Source organism: Streptomyces sp. NPDC090442, assembly GCF_044769405.1.
Lineage (GTDB): Bacteria > Actinomycetota > Actinomycetes > Streptomycetales > Streptomycetaceae > Streptomyces.
The window spans coordinates 68,736-85,132 of sequence record NZ_JBIVXW010000004.1; the positions used below are offsets into that span (position 1 = coordinate 68,736).

The following is a 16,397-nucleotide window of genomic DNA, read 5'->3' on the forward strand; positions in this document are numbered from 1 at the left end:
TAGCGGTCATTCGGCGCGCCGCTCGGATCATTGGATGGGTCATGTCTCCTCCAGAAGCCCCTCTGTGCCTCAAGTCGTGGACGAGAGCGGTGCGATGACCGATGACCGGCCCTGCTGGTGGAGCTTGCGTGCCACTCACTCGCCCTCTACCTGTGCGGCACCGCACGACTTCGCGCTCGGGCCTCCCCTCGACCGTGCGCCGTGACGGGTGGGCCATGGGTGCTTCGCTCCAGCGTATGCGGGGCACGGCGCTGCGGTGGAGGTTGACTTCGGCCTGGTGGTGCCGCCGTGCGTCCACGGCGCGGGCCTCAGGAGCCTCACACACCAGGAACCGTGCGACCGTTCATACCGTGTCGCACCATCGTGAGAGGAGGGGCGGATGCGTCCGCTCGGCGTGCAAGGTGCCTGGCTGTTGGAGAACCGCGCGTTCACCGACGACCGGGGCGAGTTCCAGGAGTTGTACAGCGGTCGGTCACTGCGTCACGCCCTTGGCTACGAACCGGCGGTTGCCCAGGTCAATCGATCCGTTTCACGGCGTGGGGTGTTACGAGGGGTGCACTTCGCCCAAGTCCCGCCCGGCCAGGCCAAATACGTCACTTGCCTCACCGGCGCCGTGCTGGACGTGGTGGTGGACATCAGGACCGGCTCGCCCACGTACCGCTCTTGGGAGGCCGTTGCGCTCGACACCCCGTATCGCAGCCTGTACGTCGAAGCAGGGCTCGGCCACGCGTTCATGGCCCTCACCGACGACACGGTCGTCGTCTACCTCACCTCACACGGCTACGCCCCCGCGAGGGAGCACGGCATACACCCACTCGACCCCGACCTCGGCATCGCCTGGCCCGAAAACATCGACCCGATCCTCTCGGACAGGGACCAACGGTCCCCGAACCTCACGGAGTTGGAACAGCGCGGCCTGCTGCCGGCCTACGCGGACTGCGCCGCCCTCCACCGCTCCCTGCGAGAAGGGGAAGGAGGGAGCCCTGACAGCGACATCGACGCGGGCTGACGTTGACCATGCGGCCAGACCGCATGCGATTCCCCAACCCGCCTTGAACGGGCTTGACCCGGGCGCCTTCGACTCTCTCGGTGGCAGTTCGTGGCCGAGGGCTTCGCAGATTTCCTTGGCCCGCAGGGTTCCGGTCGCCTCGTCGAGGACAGCGAGGATGCGCGGGTAGTTCACTGCCTGCCTGTTCGGCTCGCTGCTGCGTAGTGTGATGGTGGAACACCCCCTCAACCACGGAAGGACCCCAAGTCCCTTGAATTCCCTACGTGTTCGGATCGGCATCCTCGGCATGACCCTGCTGGCGGGGCTGGCCGCACCCGCGACCACGGCGACGGCTCGGGTCGCCCACGGCGTTGCGACCCCGACCGTCGAGGAGCAGCGCCTCGACAAGGCGGCACCGCAGGAGATACTGCGACACTCCGGATTCGGCTCCGTGGCCCCGGACTTCGCCCGCGACCTGGCCCGGGCGCACTCCTTTGAACAGGCCCGCGGCATCGTCGTACGGGACGGTACGGCGCTGTGGCGGCGCGCCGTCGACTGGGCGCAGGGGCGGGGCCCCGCGGGCGGCGACCTCGGCCGGGACGATGACCGGCCGCTGTACTGGGCGCGGCTCGGGATGACGCGCGACGTGCGCACGTACAAGCCCGGTTTCGGACTCAGCGACGCGCAACGCTCCTCCCTGCTGGATCAGTTGGAGCGGACCTCGCGCGGCCAGACCGACATCCGCTACCCGTCGCGCGCCACGGGTATCAAGCGCATTCTCGTCACCGGCTTCGACCCGTTCACACTGGACAAGGACATCAGGATCTCCAACCCGTCCGGGGCCGTCGCGCTCGCTCTCGACGGGACGGTGATCCAGACCAACTCCGGCCCGGCCCGCATCGAAGCCGTCACGTTCCCGGTGCGCTGGCGGGACTTCGCCGAGGGGACGGTGGAGCGGGCGCTGGCGCCGTACCTGCCGAAGGTCGACCTGTACACGACGGTGAGCCAGGGCCGGGTGGGCCGCTTCGACGTCGAGCGGACCAACGGGGCGTGGCGCGGAGGCTACCCCGACAACGACAACATCAGCAGCACCGGTACCGTCCCGGTCGCCGCCCCGGCCACGCAGCCGCAGTGGACGACGACCACCCTGCCCTACAAGGCGATGGTGACCGCGCGCACCGGCCGGTTTCCGGGCTACGACCACACCGAGGTCACCGAGATCCCGACCGGGAGCACCGAACCCGTCGTGCGCCCCGACGGCCCCACCCCGGGCTCCACGGCCCGTGAGGGGGGCGGCGGAAACTACCTCTCCAACGAGATCGCCTATCGAGCGACCCTGCTGCGCGACCGGCTGGGCCTGCACGACACGCTGCCAGGCGGGCATGTGCACACGCCGGTGCTCCAGTTCGGCACCGGCAACACCGATCCGGCGACCGGAAGAATCACGGATCCGCAGTTCGTGCAGAACCGGCTGGACATCGTTGCGCAGCTACGGGCGATCCTGACGGTGGCGGCGAATACGGAGGTGAAGTGACGTCGCTCCCGCCCCGGTTGGTGGCAGGGCGTCGCTGTGCCGTCCCTGGCCCGCCCGCAATTGGTCGATTCCCTCGCAGTCGCTGGGGGACTACTTCGCCAGGCGGGCAGCGAACAGGTCCTGCCGCTGTGGTCCAGTGGATCCAGCGGCCTTCGAAGCCGGCCCGACCGTGGTGGCCGCGACAATGCCGTTTCCAACCTGCCCGCGGGAGCCGAGGTGCTGATGGGACACAGAGGACGTGGCGTGCCCGGACACACGGTCACCGGAGTCGTCAGGAGGCTACGCCCACCCGCCGTGACCGGCCGGCCGGCGCCCGCGGTGTTGCCCCCGTCGATGCGCGCGTGGCTCGGGCCGGTTGTGGCCCTCGCCGCGCTGGTGGTCGTCGTGCTCGGGGGCTGGTATGCCGACGACCGCAAGCCCGGCACGGTGGATGCGTGGGTCTGGGCGGCGGTGGACGGGGTGGGGCCGTCGTGGCGGCATGTCGCTCTGGCCATGGACTTCTTGGGGGAGCCCGTAGGGGCGGCGACACTGGTCGTGGCTACCGTGACGGGCTGTCTGCTGCTTCGGCGTCCTCGCGCCGCGGTGTTCGTGGTTGCCGCGGTCGGCATGACCGTGGGGACCGCGACGCTGCTCAAATCCCTGGTGGGACGCACCATCCACGGCGGCAACCTGTCCTACCCGAGCGGGCACACTGCCTTCTTCACCGCGCTCGCCCTCGTGTTGGCGCTGCTCGCGACCGGCCGGCTCGGCCTCGGCAGGACGGCCGGCACCCTGCTCGTGCTCGCCGCGGCGCTGGTTGCCGGGGCCGCCATGGGCTGGGCGCAGGTCGCCCTGGGCGCGCACTATCCGACCGACGTCCTCGGCGGTTGGTGCACCGCGCTGGCGGTGACGTCAGCGACCGCGTGGCTGGTCGACCGGGTGGCCGACGCCGGTCGACGGGAGCGTCGCTGACATCACGTCACGCCAAGCGGCGGAATGTGGGCTTCACCGGCCGCCCGGCCAGCCAGGGGGTGGGGTCGGCGGCGTCCAGTGCCTTGCGGTACACCGCACATGCCTGGGCCACCACGTCGACGGTGCGGTCGATGTCGGCACCGTCGAGCGCGCTGCTCACCACGAACGACGGGGCCAGCACTCCGCCCACGAGGAGTCGGCGCAGGAACAGGGTGCGGTACTGCTGCGACGGCTGCCGGTTCTCGTCGAGGGTGGCGAAGAGGAGGTTGCTGGCCCGGCCTCGGACGACGAGGTGGTCGCCGACGCCCATGGTGGCCGCGGCGTCGCGGACACCGGCGGCCAACCGCTCGCCCAGGTAGTGCAGTTGTGCGGTGATGCCCTCCTCGGCGTAGGTGGTCTGCACGGCCATCGCGGCGGCCAGCGAGTGCGTTTCCGCACCGTGCGTGGTGGAGAGCAGGAACACCCGGTCGCGGGAGTGGCGCAGCCCGCCCCGCTCCATCAGGTCGCGGCGCCCGGCCAGCGCGGAGACACCGAACCCGTTGCCCAGCGCCTTGCCGAAGGTGGAGAGGTCGGGGACGACGCCGTACAGGCCCTGGGCGCCCGCCTCGGACCAGCGGAAGCCGGTGATCATCTCGTCGAAGATCAGTACACAGCCGTGCCGGTCGGCCAGCTCGCGCAGGCCGGCGAGGTACCCGGGCGGAGGCTCGGTATGGGTGGCGGGTTCGAGGATCAGACCGGCGATCTCGCCCTGGTACCGGGTGAGCAGCTCCTGTGTGGCGGCCAAATCCCCGTAAGGGAACGCCACGGTGAGCTCGGTGGTCGCCGCCGGAACACCGGCGGACATCGGCGTGGTGCCGATGAACCAGTCGTCGACGGAGAAGAAGGGATGGTCGCCGCAGACGGCCACCCGCGGGCGCCCGGTGACGGCGCGGGCGAGGCGTACCGCGGCGGTGGTGGCGTCGGAGCCGTTCTTGGTGAACTTCACCATCTCGGCGGTGGGCACGGTGGCCAGGAAGCGTTCCGCGGCCTCGACCTCCACGATGGACGGGCGGACGAAGTTGCTGCCGCGGTCGAGTTCCCGCCGCACCGCCTCGGTCACGCGGGGGTGGGCGTGGCCGAGGCTGACCGACCGCAGTCCGGAGCCGTACTCGATGTAGCGGTTGCCGTCGATGTCCCATACGTGGGCGCCGCGGCCGTGGCTGATGACCGGGGCGAGGTTCTCGGGGTACTGGTCGTCGCCCTTGGCGTAGGTGTGCGCACCCCCGGGGACCAGGGTGTGCAGTCGCTCGTTCGCCTGCCGCGACCTGGGCAGGCTGAGCTCTGCGGTGTCTGCGGTGTCTTCGGTGGCCACGATGACCTCAACTCTCCATGCGTTGAAGGGCCTTGGCGAGGCTCGGCGCCTCCCGATCCCGTTGGGACATCGAGGTGACCGGCAGCGGCCAGGGAATGGCGAGCTCCGGGTCGTCGAAGGCGATCGTCACGTCCTCGGCCGGATCGTGCGGGCGGTCGATCCGGTACGCGATGTCAGCGGTCTCGGTCAGTGCCTGGAAGCCGTGGGCGCACCCCGCCGGGATGTACAGGGTCACCTGCGTCTCTCCGGACAGCTCGAAGAAGGCCCGGTTGCGGTATGTCGGTGAGTCCGTCCGCAGGTCCACGACGACGTCGAAGATCCTCCCGTACGAGCACCGCACCAGCTTGGCCTCGCCGGCGCCGGAGCGCAGGTGCAGGCCGCGCAGCACGCCCCGGACCGAGCGGGACACGCTGTCCTGGACGAAGGCGTCCGGGGCGAGGCCCACCGAGCGGACCACGTCGGCGTCGAAGGTGCGGCAGAAGAAGCCGCGCTCGTCGGCGTACGGCGTCGGCTCGAACCGGTACGCGCCGGCTATCGCCGGGACTTCGGTCGCTCTCATTCCGGGCGTGTTCATGGGGTCTCCCGCAGGGCGTGGGCGTGGTGGTGGTCGGTCGCCGGGAACAGCGTCGCTGTCAGAGTGGTGAACTGGTCCTCCAGGCGGCGGGTGGTGACCAGGTTCCGCTCGGCGAGCGTCCGCCGCAGCTCCGCCGATCGCTTCTCCAACTCTCGGAATCTTTCCAGGAGTTGGTCCGCGTCGACCTCGCGAGCCGAGTGGCGGTACGCGCCGAGACCCCTCTCGGTCATGAGTGCGTCGCTCTTCGCCGCGTAGCTGAGTGCGAGGGTCGGTGTGCCGACCTTCAGCGCGCAGACCAGGTTGTGGTAGCGCGTCGCCACCACGGTGTCGGCAGCCGCCATCTCCTTCATCAGGTCGGCCAGCGAGGCGGTCTCGGCAGCGGTGACCAGCGGCGAGTCCACCGCGTCGAGGATCGCGGTGACCACCGGCGCATCGCACGCGTCGCCGGTGAGCAGGCGGACCGGCCTGCCGTCCTCAACAAGCCTGCGGACGAATTGAGTTGTCCCGTCGAGGTAGCGGCGGTGGATCTCCTCGGCCCGGGCGCGGTCGTCGTTGCCGCCGTGGAAGTCCATCACGCCGACGCAGACCAGGCCCGAGGGGGAGAGGGGGGTACCTCCCTGCTGTGGGGGGCCCTCCCGGCCGAAGGGCGGGGGAAAGGCCGAGAGTTCGGGGGCGGGCGGCGTCGGCAGGGCGAAGGCGAGGTCCGGGTAGACCTCGTCGCGTGCGGTGTCCACGCCCATCGCCCGCATCGCGTCGCGGGACAGGGCGTCCCGGTACGACCGGTACGTGGCCAGCCGCGCCGACCAGCGCACCAGGGCTCGGGTCGGCCGGTCGCCGATCGCGTCGGCGCCGACGCCGACCAGTGCGACCCGGGTGCCGAACAACCGGCCGGTCGCGCAGAGCAGGAACAGTGAGTAGGGGAAGCCCCACGGTCGCAGCGGTAGCGTCGCCTCCAGGACGCCCATGCCCGGCACGATCACCACGTCGTGCCGCCGCACCCAGCAGGCGGTGCGGACGGCGTCGACGAGTTTGCCCAGACCCTTGGCCGCGATCGCACCCACCCGGGACGCGGTCCGGTACTCACCGCGGTACCAGTGCAGCCGCGTCGCGGGGATCCGGTACCGGGTCGCGACGACCTCGGGTCCGCCGCACAGCGCGTCCACCACCGCCGCCGGTTGTTCGGCGCGGAGGTAGCCGAGCACGGCCTCCAGCGATCCGTCGTTGCCGAGGTTGCCGGAGCCGAGCAGGCCGAACACCCCGACGCGCACCGGGGTTTCGTCCGTGGACGTCATGCCTGCCTGCCCTCCCTGCCGGCGACGAGGGTGTCGACGGAGACGGCGAGCAGACCCGGGGCGAAGGGGGCGCGGTCCTCGACCCGTTCGCCGGCGCCCGGCCGGGCCCGGCTGGCCGCCCATGCGGCCAGGTGACGGAAGCACGCGCGCCGGTCGGCCGGGGACAACGGCGCCCGCCGGATCGCCGCGACGAAGCCCCACACGTACTCGGCGAGCAGCCGGGGCGTCGGGTGCAACGGGCCCGCCCGGCGCGGGTCCAGGTTGACGCACCGGGAGCGCTTGGAGGGGTTCGCCCGCTCGGCGCGGGTGGGGTGGTCGCGGCGGAAGTACAGCACCTCCGGTACCTGGTGGAAGGGCCCGTGCAGGACGATCTCGGCGACGAACGTGCGGTCCGCGTGGTGGTAGCTGTCGTGCGGCTTCACCCGGCGCAACACGTCGGCCCGCAGCACCCCGTAGAAGTCGTCGCCACCGGGCTCGAAGAGGAAACTGCGGAAGCGCTCCGGCGCATGGGGCGAGTCGGTGGCGAGCCCGTACTCGTACGGGACCTTCACCCGGCCGTCGCCGTCGATGACCGCCTGGCCGGAGTGCGCGAGGATCACCTCCGGCCGCTCGTCCAGCGCGTCCACGCAGCGCCGCAGCAGGTCCCGGGCGTAAAGGTCGTCGTGCGAGGCCCACTTGAACAGCTCGCCGCGGCACTTGGTGAACACGTAGTTGTGGTTCGGTGCGGCGCCGATGTTCCGGGGGAGTCGGAGGTAGCGGATGCGGGAGTCGCGTGCGGCGTACCGGTGGCAGATGTCCTGGGTCCCGTCGGTCGAGGCGTTGTCGGAGACGACCAGCTCGAAGTTCTCGTAGGTCTGGCCGAGCAGGGCGTCGAGCGATTCGGCGAGGTACTCCTCGCCGTTGTACACCGGCAGGCCGATGCTCAACCGGGGATGGGGGGTCATGTCGTCCTCACTTCGCGGATGGGGTTCTGGTGGTGCGCGCGCAGGGCGGACCGCAGGTGCAGCCACCACACGGCCGAGCCGCAGACCGTCGCGGCGGCGACGCCCCAGGCCGAGCCGACCGTGCCGGCCGCGGCCGCACCGCCGAGCCCGCCGATGACGTAGCAGGTGGAGGCGAGGAGTTGGCAGCGCAGGCTGCGTCGCGCCGCGGCGAGCGCGCGCAGCCCGGCCGCGGCGCCGGTGCCGAGGCCGGCGCCCGCAACGCCGAGCGTGACCGGCACGACGAGCTGCGCGGCGGAGCTCCAGACGTCGCCGAGGGCGAGTTCGCCGACCCGGTCCGGCATCAGCAGTAACGCCCCGCCCCAGAGGAGTGCGGCGACGGCCTGCCCGCCGCCCAACAGGAGGCAGAACGCGCCGAGGCGGTGCGGGGTTCGTCGCAGCACCCGTGCCGCCTCCGCGACGGTGACCAGCGAAAGGCCCATCAGCACGGCCATGAACGGGCCGAGTAGGAGCTCGGCGCCCCGGATCACACCCACGGCGCTGACCCCGACGATCGCGCCGAGCCCGTACGCCCGCAGCTGACTGGCCCCGCTGACGCCGACGTTCTCGACCAGGTACCGGTAGCTGAGGTCGCGGTTCTCGCGCAGCCACGCGCGCGCTCCGGTTGTCCGGGGCCGGATTCCGGACTGGAGGCAGCCGTACATCGCGGCCACCGCGGCCGAGACGCCCCAGGCGAGTACGAAGGCGGACACGGTGCCCACCTGGGCCGCCAGCACGATGGCCGGGACGAGCGCGACGCCCCACACCAGGTCGTTGACGAACGCCTTCCGTCCGGTGCCGGCGGCGAAGAACGCGTACCGCCAGGCGTCCTGCAACAGCAGCCCCGGCAGCATGACGCCGAGGCAGGTGAACGCGGGTCCCACACTGCCGCCGAGAGCCAGGCCGACCACCAGGCACGCCGAGCCGATGGCCGCACCGACGCCGAGCGCGGTGCCCGAGGAGCGGGCCACCGCCCCGCGCCACGACGCGTCCGACACGCCGCTGAAGCGCACCACGAGGGGGTCGGTGGCCAGCCCGCGGGAGACGCTGAGCACCACACCGTAGGTCACCCAGGCCAGGCTGAACACGCCGAACGCGGCCAACCCCAACGAGCGGGCCACGTAGATCCCCACCGCGAAGTTGGACACGCTGGAGGCCGCCTGGTCGGCCAGTCCCCAGGACAGTCTGCCCGCCACGGCCCGCCGGGCGGACCGGGTCGACGCCGTCGCCTTCTGCTCCTCGATGGTCATCGGCGTCATGCCTTGATCAGTCCGGCGCCGTGTAGGGCGCCCGCCGCTGTGGCGACGGCGTCGAAGGGCAGCCCGGACCGCTCCGCGACGTCCAGCAGGCTGTGCGCGCCGTCGGAGAGGCTGAGCACCCAGAGCATGGCCATCTCGGCCTGCTTCGCGTCGCTGCGGCCACCGAGCGAGTCGTACAACCCACGTCGGCCCAGCTGCGGTTCGCCGTAGGGGCTGAGGTTGAGGTACCGCCGGTTGCGGTCCAGGACGGCGCATGCCTCGCGGCAGACGGCGAGCGTGTCCGCCATCGCCTCCGGGGAGACGAAGTCCAGGTTGTCCGCCGAGGTGTGGTACTCGGGGTAGCGGGCGTACGGGGTCCGGCTGAGCGAGCCCACGCCGAGGTCGAACCCGGGCGAGCAGAACTGCCGCTCGTCGTAGCCGTACGGAGTGAACTCGACGACGTGGTGCGGGCGTTCGGAGGCGGCCAGCACGTGTTGCATTACCTGGTCGATCTCCGCGTCGCCGCGCCTGCTCTGCTTGTACGTCAGCCGGCCCGGGTCGCCGGCGCAGGCCAGCACCAGGCCGTGCTGGACCAGGCCGATCCGCTCCGCGTTGCGGGCCAGCCAGGTGATCGCTCCGATGGTGCCGGGCGCGAAGACGAACCGGTAGGTGTAGTACGGCCTCTGCTCCGCCAGCGCCCGGGCCAGGAACGTCGCCACCGCGATGCCGGCCAGGTTGTCGTTGGCCAGCGACGGGTGGCAGACGTGGCAGGAGACGATCACCTCGTCGGCGACCTGACCGGGGACCACGTGCTCGGCATAGGTGAGGTGGCCGTCGGCGAGTGTGGAGTCGATGCGGACCTCGTACTCGCCGTCCGGCAGCGCGTCCAAGGTCTCCTGGGCCAGGCAGAACCCCCATTGCGGCTGGTAGTAGCTGGTGCGGTACGGCACCCAACTCGGGTGGTCCGGCAGGGTGTGCAGGTGTGCGCGCAGTTCGGCCAGTCGCATGGTTGCCGACACCGGCACGCTGTAACCGAGCACGTGCAGGCTGGACTTGGCGAAGTCGACGACCCGCCTGCCGGTGGTGTCGGCGATGTACGCGTCCCGGATGTTCCACTCCTGCGGCACCGTCCAGTCGAGCACCTGCGTTCCGGTCGGCACCTCGTGCACCTGCAGCGGGACGTACTCGTTGACGATGTCCAAGGTGGCGCGCACGCCGTCGCCGGTGATGCTCCGGCACAGCGGGTACAGCCGCTCCACCAGTGCGTACATCTGGTCGCCGGCCGCGGTCATCGGCGCCGCCGCAGGGTGTCGTCGACGGCGCCGGCGTCGGACGCCGCCCGCAATACGGCGAGGCGGGTGAAGCGTCGTTCGAAGTCCTCGCGGGTCAGTCCGAACTTCCGGTAGGCATCGGCCAGTTCGAGCGCGCCCTGCTTCACCGTCCAGTCGCAGTCGAAGCCGGGTAGCGCGGCGCGGAGCCGGGAGAAGTCCACCCGGTACGACCGCGGATCGGCACCAGTCTCCCCGGTGATCACCACCTTCGCACCGGACACCGCCTCGGCGACCTGCTCGGCGATCTCGGCGACCGTGACGTTGTTGGTCTCGGTACCGATGTTGAACGCCCGGTCGTGCACCGCTTCCCGCGGCGCGCTCAGCGCGGCCGCGAAGGCCCGGGCGATGTCGGCGGCGTGCACCAACGGGCGCCAGGGGGTGCCGTCGGAGAGCACCAGTACCTCGCCGGACAGGAGCGCGTGGCCCACCAGGTTGTTCACCACGATGTCGGCGCGCAGCCGGGGCGAGTAGCCGAAGGCGGTGGCGTTGCGCATGTACACCGGGGTGAAGTCGTCGTCTGCCAGGTCGTGCAGGTCGTCCTCCACCCGCACCTTGGACTCCGCGTACGGCGTCACCGGGCGCAACGGGGCGTCCTCGGCCACCAGGTCGTCACCGCCGGCGGCGCCGTAGACCGAGCAGGTCGATGCGTACAGGAAGCGCTTCACGCCGGCGTCGCGGGCCAGTCGGGCCAGGTGTACGGAGGCATGGTGGTTGATGTCGTAGGTGAGTTGTGGCGCCAGCGAACCCAGCGGGTCGTTGGAGAGTGCGGCCAGGTGGATCACGGCGTCCACTCCGGCCACGTGTTCCGCGGTGACATCGCGCAGGTCCACCCGGTGTCCCCGCGGATCCGTGGGTGTCGGGCCGAGGACGCAGTCGGCGAACAGGCCGGCGTCGAGGCCGACGACCTCGTGTCCGGCGGCCGTGAGTACCGGGGCCATCACGGTGCCCAGGTAGCCCTGGTGCCCGGTCAGCAGTACGCGCAAGGTTCAATCCCCCAGGTTGAGAGCGAGTTTGGTGACGGCGAACGCCTCGGCGTAGCGCGTGTGGCATTCGATGCCGCGGATGCGGGCAAGACCGAGGAAGGCTTCGCGGTCGTACCAGGGCCGGTGCCGCTGCGAGGGGTAGTGCTCCTGCAGCAGTCGCACCTTCTGTTCGGCGATCTCGGGCGACAGCGGCTGGTACGCCGCCGGACGGCCGAGGTCGCCGTCCCATTTGACGATCTCGTAGCCGAGTACGAGGTGGTCGCGGAACGCGGTGGGTACCAGCCGCGCCAGGCCGCGGTGGTCCTGGTGCGCGTCGTCGGTGCGCGGGGCCAGCACGAGATCCGGCTCGGTCCCCGCGCGCAGCTCCTCGACCGCGGCCTTGGCCTCGTCCCAGTACACGGGCATCCGGCCGTCCGGCAACTTGAGTACGGTCAGGCGCAGTTCGGCGCCCGGGCAGAAGGCGTCGAGCGCCGCCTGCTCCTCCTGCTCCCGCTCGCCGCCACCGCCGGAGAGCACCAGCGCGTCGACGCGGATGCCCGGCCGCGCCAGGCACAGTGTCAGCAGTGTGCCGCCGGCACCGATGGCGATGTCGTCGCAGTGCGCGCCCACCGCGACGATCCGTTCCAGGCGCTCGGCCCCGAGCCGGATCATGCGGTCCTCACCGCGAGGTTGGCCCGCACGCCGTCCCGTTCCCACACGGCCCACGGGCGCTCGCCCCGGGCGTAGGCGGCGTCGAGCGCGGCCCGCTCCTTCACGGTGTCGGTCGGCTTCCAGAAGCCGCGGTGCTGGTGCGCCACCAACCGGCCCCGCTTGGCGAGTTGGGCGCATCCGTCGGCGACCAGGTCCCCGTTCTCCGGTATGTGGTCGAAGACCTCCTGGCGGAGCACGAAGTAGCCGCCGTTCTCCCACAGCGGCAGTTCGCTCACCGCGGTGATGCCCCCCACCAGGCCGTCCTCGCCCAGGTCCACGCAGTGGAACGAGGACTGCGGTGGCACCACCATCATCGAGGCGCCGGCGTCGCGCCGGGTGAAGGAGTCGATCATCTGGGGCAGGGGGGCGTCGGTGAGCACGTCGGCGTAGTTGGCGAGGAACATCTCGTCGCCGTCCAGGTGGTGCCGCACCCGGCGCAGCCGCTCCCCGATCGGCGACTCGACGCCGGTCTGCGCGAACGTGATCGTCCAGTCGGCGATGTCGGTGGACAGCAGCTCGGTCCGGCCGCCCCGCAGCACGAAGTCGTTGGACGCTGTCTCCTCGTAGTTGAGGAAGAAGTTCTTGATGTGGTGCGCCCCGTACCCGAGACACAGGATGAACTCCGTGTGCCCGAAGTAGGCGTAGTAGCGCATGACATGCCAGATCAGCGGCCGGGGGCCGACCATCGCCATCGGCTTGGGCACGTCGTCAAAGGCTCCGCTGCGCATCCGCAGCCCGTAACCGCCGCAGAACAGAACGACCTTCATGCTGCAACCTCTTTCAAGACGCGACCTCGACAATGCTCAGTTCCGGGATGGGAAAGACCAGCCGGCCGCCCCAGGCGTGCACGAAGGACAGCTGCTCGACCAGCTCGGTCCGCAGGTTCCACGGGAGGACGAGGACGTAGTCCGGTCTGTCGGCGGCGATCTGCTCGGGTGGCAGGATCGGGATGCGGGTGCCGGGGGTGAACCTGCCGTGCTTGTAGGGGTTGCGGTCGACCGTGTACGGGAGCAGGTCGGGGCGGATGCCGCAGTGGTTGAGCAGGGTGTTGCCCTTGCCCGGGGCGCCGTAGCCGACGACCGTCTCGCCGCGCTCGGCCGCCTCGATGAGGAACCTCAAAAGGTCCCGGCGCACCTTGGCCACCCGGGCGGAGAACTCGGTGTACCCGGACAGCTCCTCAAGCCCGGCGGCCTTCTCCCGGGCCAGCACGTCGGCCACCCGGCGGGTCGGCTCGCCGGCCGCCTCGGCCGGCCGGGCCCACAGCCGGATGGAGCCCCCGTGCGTGGGCAGCAACTCGACGTCCACGAGCGCGAGTCCACCACTCGCCAGCGCCCGGATCGCGGATGCGACCGTGTAGTACTGGAAGTGCTCGTGGTAGATCGTGTCGTACTGGTTCTCCTCGATCAGGGTCAGCAGGTGCTGCACCTCGATGGAGACCCAGCCGTCGTCGGCGACCAGGGCGCGCAGCCCCCGGGTGAACCCGACCACGTCGGGGATGTGCGCGTACACGTTGTTGGCCACGACCAGGTCCGCCGGCCCGTGCTCGGCGCGCACGGCCGAGCCGGTGGCCGGGGAAAGGAACTCCGTGAGCGTGGGCACCCCCGCGTCCCGCGCCGCCGCGCCGACGTTCACCGACGGCTCGATGCCGAGGCAGCGGATCCCGCGGTCCACCATGTGCCGCAGCAGGTACCCGTCGTTACTCGCGACCTCGACCACGAAGGCGTCGGGGCCCAGAGCTAGGCGCTGCACGGCGTCGTCGACGAACGTGCGCGCGTGCTCCACCCAGGAGGTGGAGTAGGAGGAGAAGTACGCGTACTGCGTGAACGTCTCCTCCGGCGTGATCAGCGGGGGGATCTGCGCCAGCCAGCAGCCGGTGCAGACCCGCAGGTGCAGCGGCAACGCCCGCTCCGGCTGGTCCAGTTGGTCCGTGGCGAGAAAGCTTTCACATGGTGGCGTCGCCCCGAGGTCGACGACGCTCGCCATCGCTTCCGAGCCGCAGAGTCGGCATCGTGTCATTTTCCGTTCCCATCCCCCCTGTTCGCGCGGGTGTCCCCGTCGCGAGCCAGTGCTGACCGACCCGCGATCGCGGTGCGGTACCCCTCCACCAGGCGCTCAAGGCCGACGGCCGGGCTGAAACCCTGCTCGTAGCGGCGTCGGGCTGCCTGGCCCATCTGTCGGTTGCGAGCCGGGTCGGCCGCGATCCCGCGTAGGCAGGACGCGAGCGAGGCGACCTCGCCCGGCCGGTGCAGCAGCCCGGTCACCCCGTCCTCGACGAGTTCGACGAAGGCGCCGTGACCGGCGGCGACGGCCGGGACCCCCGCTGCCATCGCCTCGACGACCACCAGGCCGAACGCCTCCAGCCACGTCGAGGGAGCCACCACGGCGACCGACCGCGCGAGGGCCTGCCGGCACTGAGCCGTGTCGTACAGGCCGACGTAGCGCACGTCGTCCCGGGCCGCGGCCCAGGCGGTCACCTCCCGCTCCAGCGGTCCCGCGCCGGCGATCACGAGCGGCACGCCCACACCGCCGCTCGCTGCGATCTGGTCCCACGCGGCCATGAGCAGCCGCACGCCCTTGGCCTCCGCGAGCCGACCGAGATAGAGCACCTGCTCGCCGGTGCCGGATCGGCGGGCGTCCGGGTCGGGCACGAAGTTGTGTTTCACCGCGAGCCGTTGGGCCGGCATGCCGGCCCGCACCAGGACGTCGCGCTGCGCCGCGGAGATGCAGAAGAACCGCTGCACGCCGGACCACCACCGCCGCCGGTTGACCGACAGGCTGACCGCGAGCGGCACCGTCGCCAGGCGGGAGCCCCGGTAGCAGCCGTGCCGGACGGCGGGCAGCGGCGTCGCTCCCACGCACTCGGTGCATGGCCGGCCGTCCCGTTGCAGCGTGCCGGGTGGGCAGACCTGGGTGTAGTTGTGCAGCGTGGCGACGGCGGGCACGTCGGCGTCGGCGCAGGCGGCCAGCACCGCGGGCGACAGGAGCGGGAAGACGTTGTGGACGTGCACCACGTCCGGCCGCTCGGCACGCAGCCGGGCGGCGAGTTCCGTGCGGACCGCCGGGTTCCACGGCACCAGCAGTGGCACCGCGGCCTTGCCCGGCAGGGACCGGGCGGCGATGTCGTCGCTGCGCCGCTCGAACAACTCGACCCGGTGGCCGGCCGCGCGCAGCAGCCCCACCTCCTGGTCGACGACCTTGTTCTCCCCGCTCGGCTGCGCCGAGGAGTAGCGGTTGTGCACCACGAGAACGTGCATGCTCAGGTCACCTCCCGATCCCGGTCCATCGCGGGATGCGTCGTTGAGGAACGTCGGGCGTCGGGACGGGCGTGGCCGCGGCAGGTGCCGTCAACAACGAGGCGGCGACGGTCAGATGCAGCAGATACGGCGAGGCGTCGCCCAGCCCGGCCTCGGTGTACGACGCGATCGCGCAGTAGCTGATCAGGAAGATCGCGCAGGCCCTCGGCAGCGACGGCGGCCGCAGCAACGCGACGCCGCCGAGCACGATGATGATCGCCGCCACGAGGGTGATGCCGGTCAGGCCCTGTTCGTTGTAGACGGCCAGCCAGCTGTTGTCGATCGGTAGCCCGCCGAACGACTTGTCGCCCAGGCCCACGCCGAACAGTTGCTCCACGGTCGTCCGGGGCGCTGCCAGGAGGGCGTCCCAGACCTTGGCCCGACCGGTGAGGCTGGAGAAGTTCTCCTGGCTCTGTCCACGCAGGAACCATGCCTGCAGCACGGAGCCGAGCGCCACGGTGGTCACCGTGGCGCACAGCACCGCCCAGGTGAAGAACCGGCGGGCGGCGGCACTGGTCAGGACGAGCGAGCCGATCGCCAACGCCAGCCCGATGAACAGGCCGAGGGTGGCCGTCCGGGTATGGGTCAACGCGAGCAGGACGAGGGAGGGCACGATGACGACCGCCGCGCCGGCCCGGTCGGTTCGGCGGCCCAGTACGAGCAACACGGTGAGCCCGGTGATCACCGCGGCGTACTGGCCGATCTGCGGCGGGGTGAGCGGCCACAGCGCGCCGACAAGACGCCCGCCGTAGAGGTCGGGCATGGCCGCACCCGGTGAGACGACCAGGCCGGCGGCCACCGACGCGAGCACCGCGAAGTACATCCGGATGTGGTGCCGCACGAACGTCGGGCCGCCGTCCCACCAGCGGCTGAGCAACCACAGCGTGCCGACGAAGAGAGCCAGACGAACGCAGCGGAACAGCGCGCCGAACCCGGACTCCAGGCGCGCACTGGAGAGCACGCTCGACACCAGCAGCAGGGTGAGCAGGAACAAGAAGGCGCTGGCTTGGATGCGTAGCCGGACATTGAGTGCGAGCGCCAGCGCGAACGCGCCGACCAGTGCGCCCATCGTGACCAACTGGATGAGGGAGCGGGGCAGCGGGATGATGGTCTTCGCCCCGGCCGAGCCGAGCGTGTTGAGGACCAGCAGCCCCCAGACGATCCCGACGGTCTTCGAGGTGTCCCCGCCCAT

General features: G+C 71.2%; 15 protein-coding genes. 3 read left to right on the plus strand and 12 right to left on the minus strand.

What is annotated here, in order from left to right:
* Nucleotides 1-379: 379 nt before the first annotated feature.
* From ACIQU6_RS04675 to ACIQU6_RS04685, 3 genes are all read left to right on the plus strand, one after another.
* Nucleotides 380-1,009, plus strand: coding sequence for a dTDP-4-dehydrorhamnose 3,5-epimerase family protein (locus ACIQU6_RS04675; RefSeq protein WP_403480168.1), 630 nt, complete (start codon nt 380-382; stop codon nt 1,007-1,009).
* Between the two features lie 250 nt (nt 1,010-1,259).
* Entirely contained in the window at nt 1,260-2,522 is a 1,263-nt protein-coding gene (locus ACIQU6_RS04680) for a pyroglutamyl peptidase (protein ID WP_403480169.1), read from the plus strand.
* Nucleotides 2,523-2,816: 294 nt separating this feature from the next.
* Complete coding sequence (locus ACIQU6_RS04685; RefSeq protein WP_403480314.1) at nt 2,817-3,473, plus strand: phosphatase PAP2 family protein; 657 nt, start codon at nt 2,817-2,819, stop codon at nt 3,471-3,473.
* 7 nt (nt 3,474-3,480) lie between these two features.
* On the opposite strand, the gene ACIQU6_RS04690 is transcribed toward ACIQU6_RS04685, so the two are convergent.
* The 12 genes from ACIQU6_RS04690 to ACIQU6_RS04745 are packed head-to-tail and all read right to left on the minus strand — an operon-like array spanning nt 3,481 to nt 16,397.
* A complete protein-coding gene (locus ACIQU6_RS04690; protein ID WP_403480170.1) occupies nt 3,481-4,824 on the minus strand; it encodes a glutamate-1-semialdehyde 2,1-aminomutase in 1,344 nt (447 codons plus the stop codon).
* Between the two features lie 7 nt (nt 4,825-4,831).
* Nucleotides 4,832-5,383 carry a dTDP-4-dehydrorhamnose 3,5-epimerase family protein gene (locus ACIQU6_RS04695; RefSeq protein ID WP_403480171.1) on the minus strand — a complete coding sequence of 184 codons (552 nt, stop codon included), beginning with the start codon at nt 5,381-5,383 and terminating at the stop codon, nt 4,832-4,834.
* A gap of 11 nt (nt 5,384-5,394) precedes the next feature.
* Nucleotides 5,395-6,690, minus strand: coding sequence for a polysaccharide pyruvyl transferase family protein (locus ACIQU6_RS04700; RefSeq protein ID WP_403480172.1), 1,296 nt, complete (start codon nt 6,688-6,690; stop codon nt 5,395-5,397).
* Entirely contained in the window at nt 6,687-7,634 is a 948-nt protein-coding gene (locus tag ACIQU6_RS04705; RefSeq protein WP_403480173.1) for a glycosyltransferase family 2 protein, read from the minus strand. The genes ACIQU6_RS04700 and ACIQU6_RS04705 overlap by 4 nt, the downstream gene beginning before the upstream one ends.
* A complete protein-coding gene (locus ACIQU6_RS04710) occupies nt 7,631-8,929 on the minus strand; it encodes a hypothetical protein (protein ID WP_403480174.1) in 1,299 nt (432 codons plus the stop codon). Before ACIQU6_RS04710 ends, ACIQU6_RS04705 begins: the two co-directional genes overlap by 4 nt.
* The gene (locus ACIQU6_RS04715; RefSeq protein WP_403480175.1) at nt 8,926-10,200 is read right to left on the minus strand and encodes a DUF4910 domain-containing protein; all 1,275 of its coding nucleotides are present in this window, start codon (nt 10,198-10,200) and stop codon (nt 8,926-8,928) included. Before ACIQU6_RS04715 ends, ACIQU6_RS04710 begins: the two co-directional genes overlap by 4 nt.
* The gene (locus ACIQU6_RS04720) at nt 10,197-11,222 is read right to left on the minus strand and encodes an NAD-dependent epimerase/dehydratase family protein (RefSeq protein WP_403480176.1); all 1,026 of its coding nucleotides are present in this window, start codon (nt 11,220-11,222) and stop codon (nt 10,197-10,199) included. Before ACIQU6_RS04720 ends, ACIQU6_RS04715 begins: the two co-directional genes overlap by 4 nt.
* A 3-nt stretch (nt 11,223-11,225) precedes the next feature.
* The gene (locus ACIQU6_RS04725) at nt 11,226-11,873 is read right to left on the minus strand and encodes a PIG-L deacetylase family protein (protein WP_403480177.1); all 648 of its coding nucleotides are present in this window, start codon (nt 11,871-11,873) and stop codon (nt 11,226-11,228) included.
* On the minus strand, nt 11,870-12,679 hold the full coding sequence (locus ACIQU6_RS04730) for a glucose-1-phosphate cytidylyltransferase (protein ID WP_403480178.1): 810 nt from the start codon (nt 12,677-12,679) through the stop codon (nt 11,870-11,872). Before ACIQU6_RS04730 ends, ACIQU6_RS04725 begins: the two co-directional genes overlap by 4 nt.
* Before the next feature lie 13 nt (nt 12,680-12,692).
* Entirely contained in the window at nt 12,693-13,928 is a 1,236-nt protein-coding gene (locus ACIQU6_RS04735; RefSeq protein WP_403480179.1) for a class I SAM-dependent methyltransferase, read from the minus strand.
* Nucleotides 13,925-15,166 (minus strand): glycosyltransferase, encoded by a 1,242-nt coding sequence (locus ACIQU6_RS04740; protein ID WP_403480180.1) that lies wholly within the window; start codon nt 15,164-15,166, stop codon nt 13,925-13,927. The genes ACIQU6_RS04735 and ACIQU6_RS04740 overlap by 4 nt, the downstream gene beginning before the upstream one ends.
* A 7-nt stretch (nt 15,167-15,173) precedes the next feature.
* On the minus strand, nt 15,174-16,397 hold the full coding sequence (locus ACIQU6_RS04745; RefSeq protein ID WP_403480181.1) for an O-antigen ligase domain-containing protein: 1,224 nt from the start codon (nt 16,395-16,397) through the stop codon (nt 15,174-15,176).

Coding starts and splice junctions, on each gene's coding strand:
- ACIQU6_RS04675 (WP_403480168.1), top strand. CDS start 380: ATGCGTCCGCTCGGCGTGCAAGGTGCCTGGCTGTTGGAGAACCGCGCG.
- ACIQU6_RS04695 (WP_403480171.1), bottom strand. CDS start 5,383: ATGAGAGCGACCGAAGTCCCGGCGATAGCCGGCGCGTACCGGTTCGAG.
- ACIQU6_RS04700 (WP_403480172.1), bottom strand. CDS start 6,690: ATGACGTCCACGGACGAAACCCCGGTGCGCGTCGGGGTGTTCGGCCTG.
- ACIQU6_RS04705 (WP_403480173.1), bottom strand. CDS start 7,634: ATGACCCCCCATCCCCGGTTGAGCATCGGCCTGCCGGTGTACAACGGC.
- ACIQU6_RS04710 (WP_403480174.1), bottom strand. CDS start 8,929: ATGACGCCGATGACCATCGAGGAGCAGAAGGCGACGGCGTCGACCCGG.
- ACIQU6_RS04715 (WP_403480175.1), bottom strand. CDS start 10,200: ATGACCGCGGCCGGCGACCAGATGTACGCACTGGTGGAGCGGCTGTAC.
- ACIQU6_RS04725 (WP_403480177.1), bottom strand. CDS start 11,873: ATGATCCGGCTCGGGGCCGAGCGCCTGGAACGGATCGTCGCGGTGGGC.
- ACIQU6_RS04730 (WP_403480178.1), bottom strand. CDS start 12,679: ATGAAGGTCGTTCTGTTCTGCGGCGGTTACGGGCTGCGGATGCGCAGC.
- ACIQU6_RS04735 (WP_403480179.1), bottom strand. CDS start 13,928: ATGACACGATGCCGACTCTGCGGCTCGGAAGCGATGGCGAGCGTCGTC.
- ACIQU6_RS04740 (WP_403480180.1), bottom strand. CDS start 15,166: ATGCACGTTCTCGTGGTGCACAACCGCTACTCCTCGGCGCAGCCGAGC.
- ACIQU6_RS04745 (WP_403480181.1), bottom strand. CDS start 16,397: ATGGGCGGGGACACCTCGAAGACCGTCGGGATCGTCTGGGGGCTGCTG.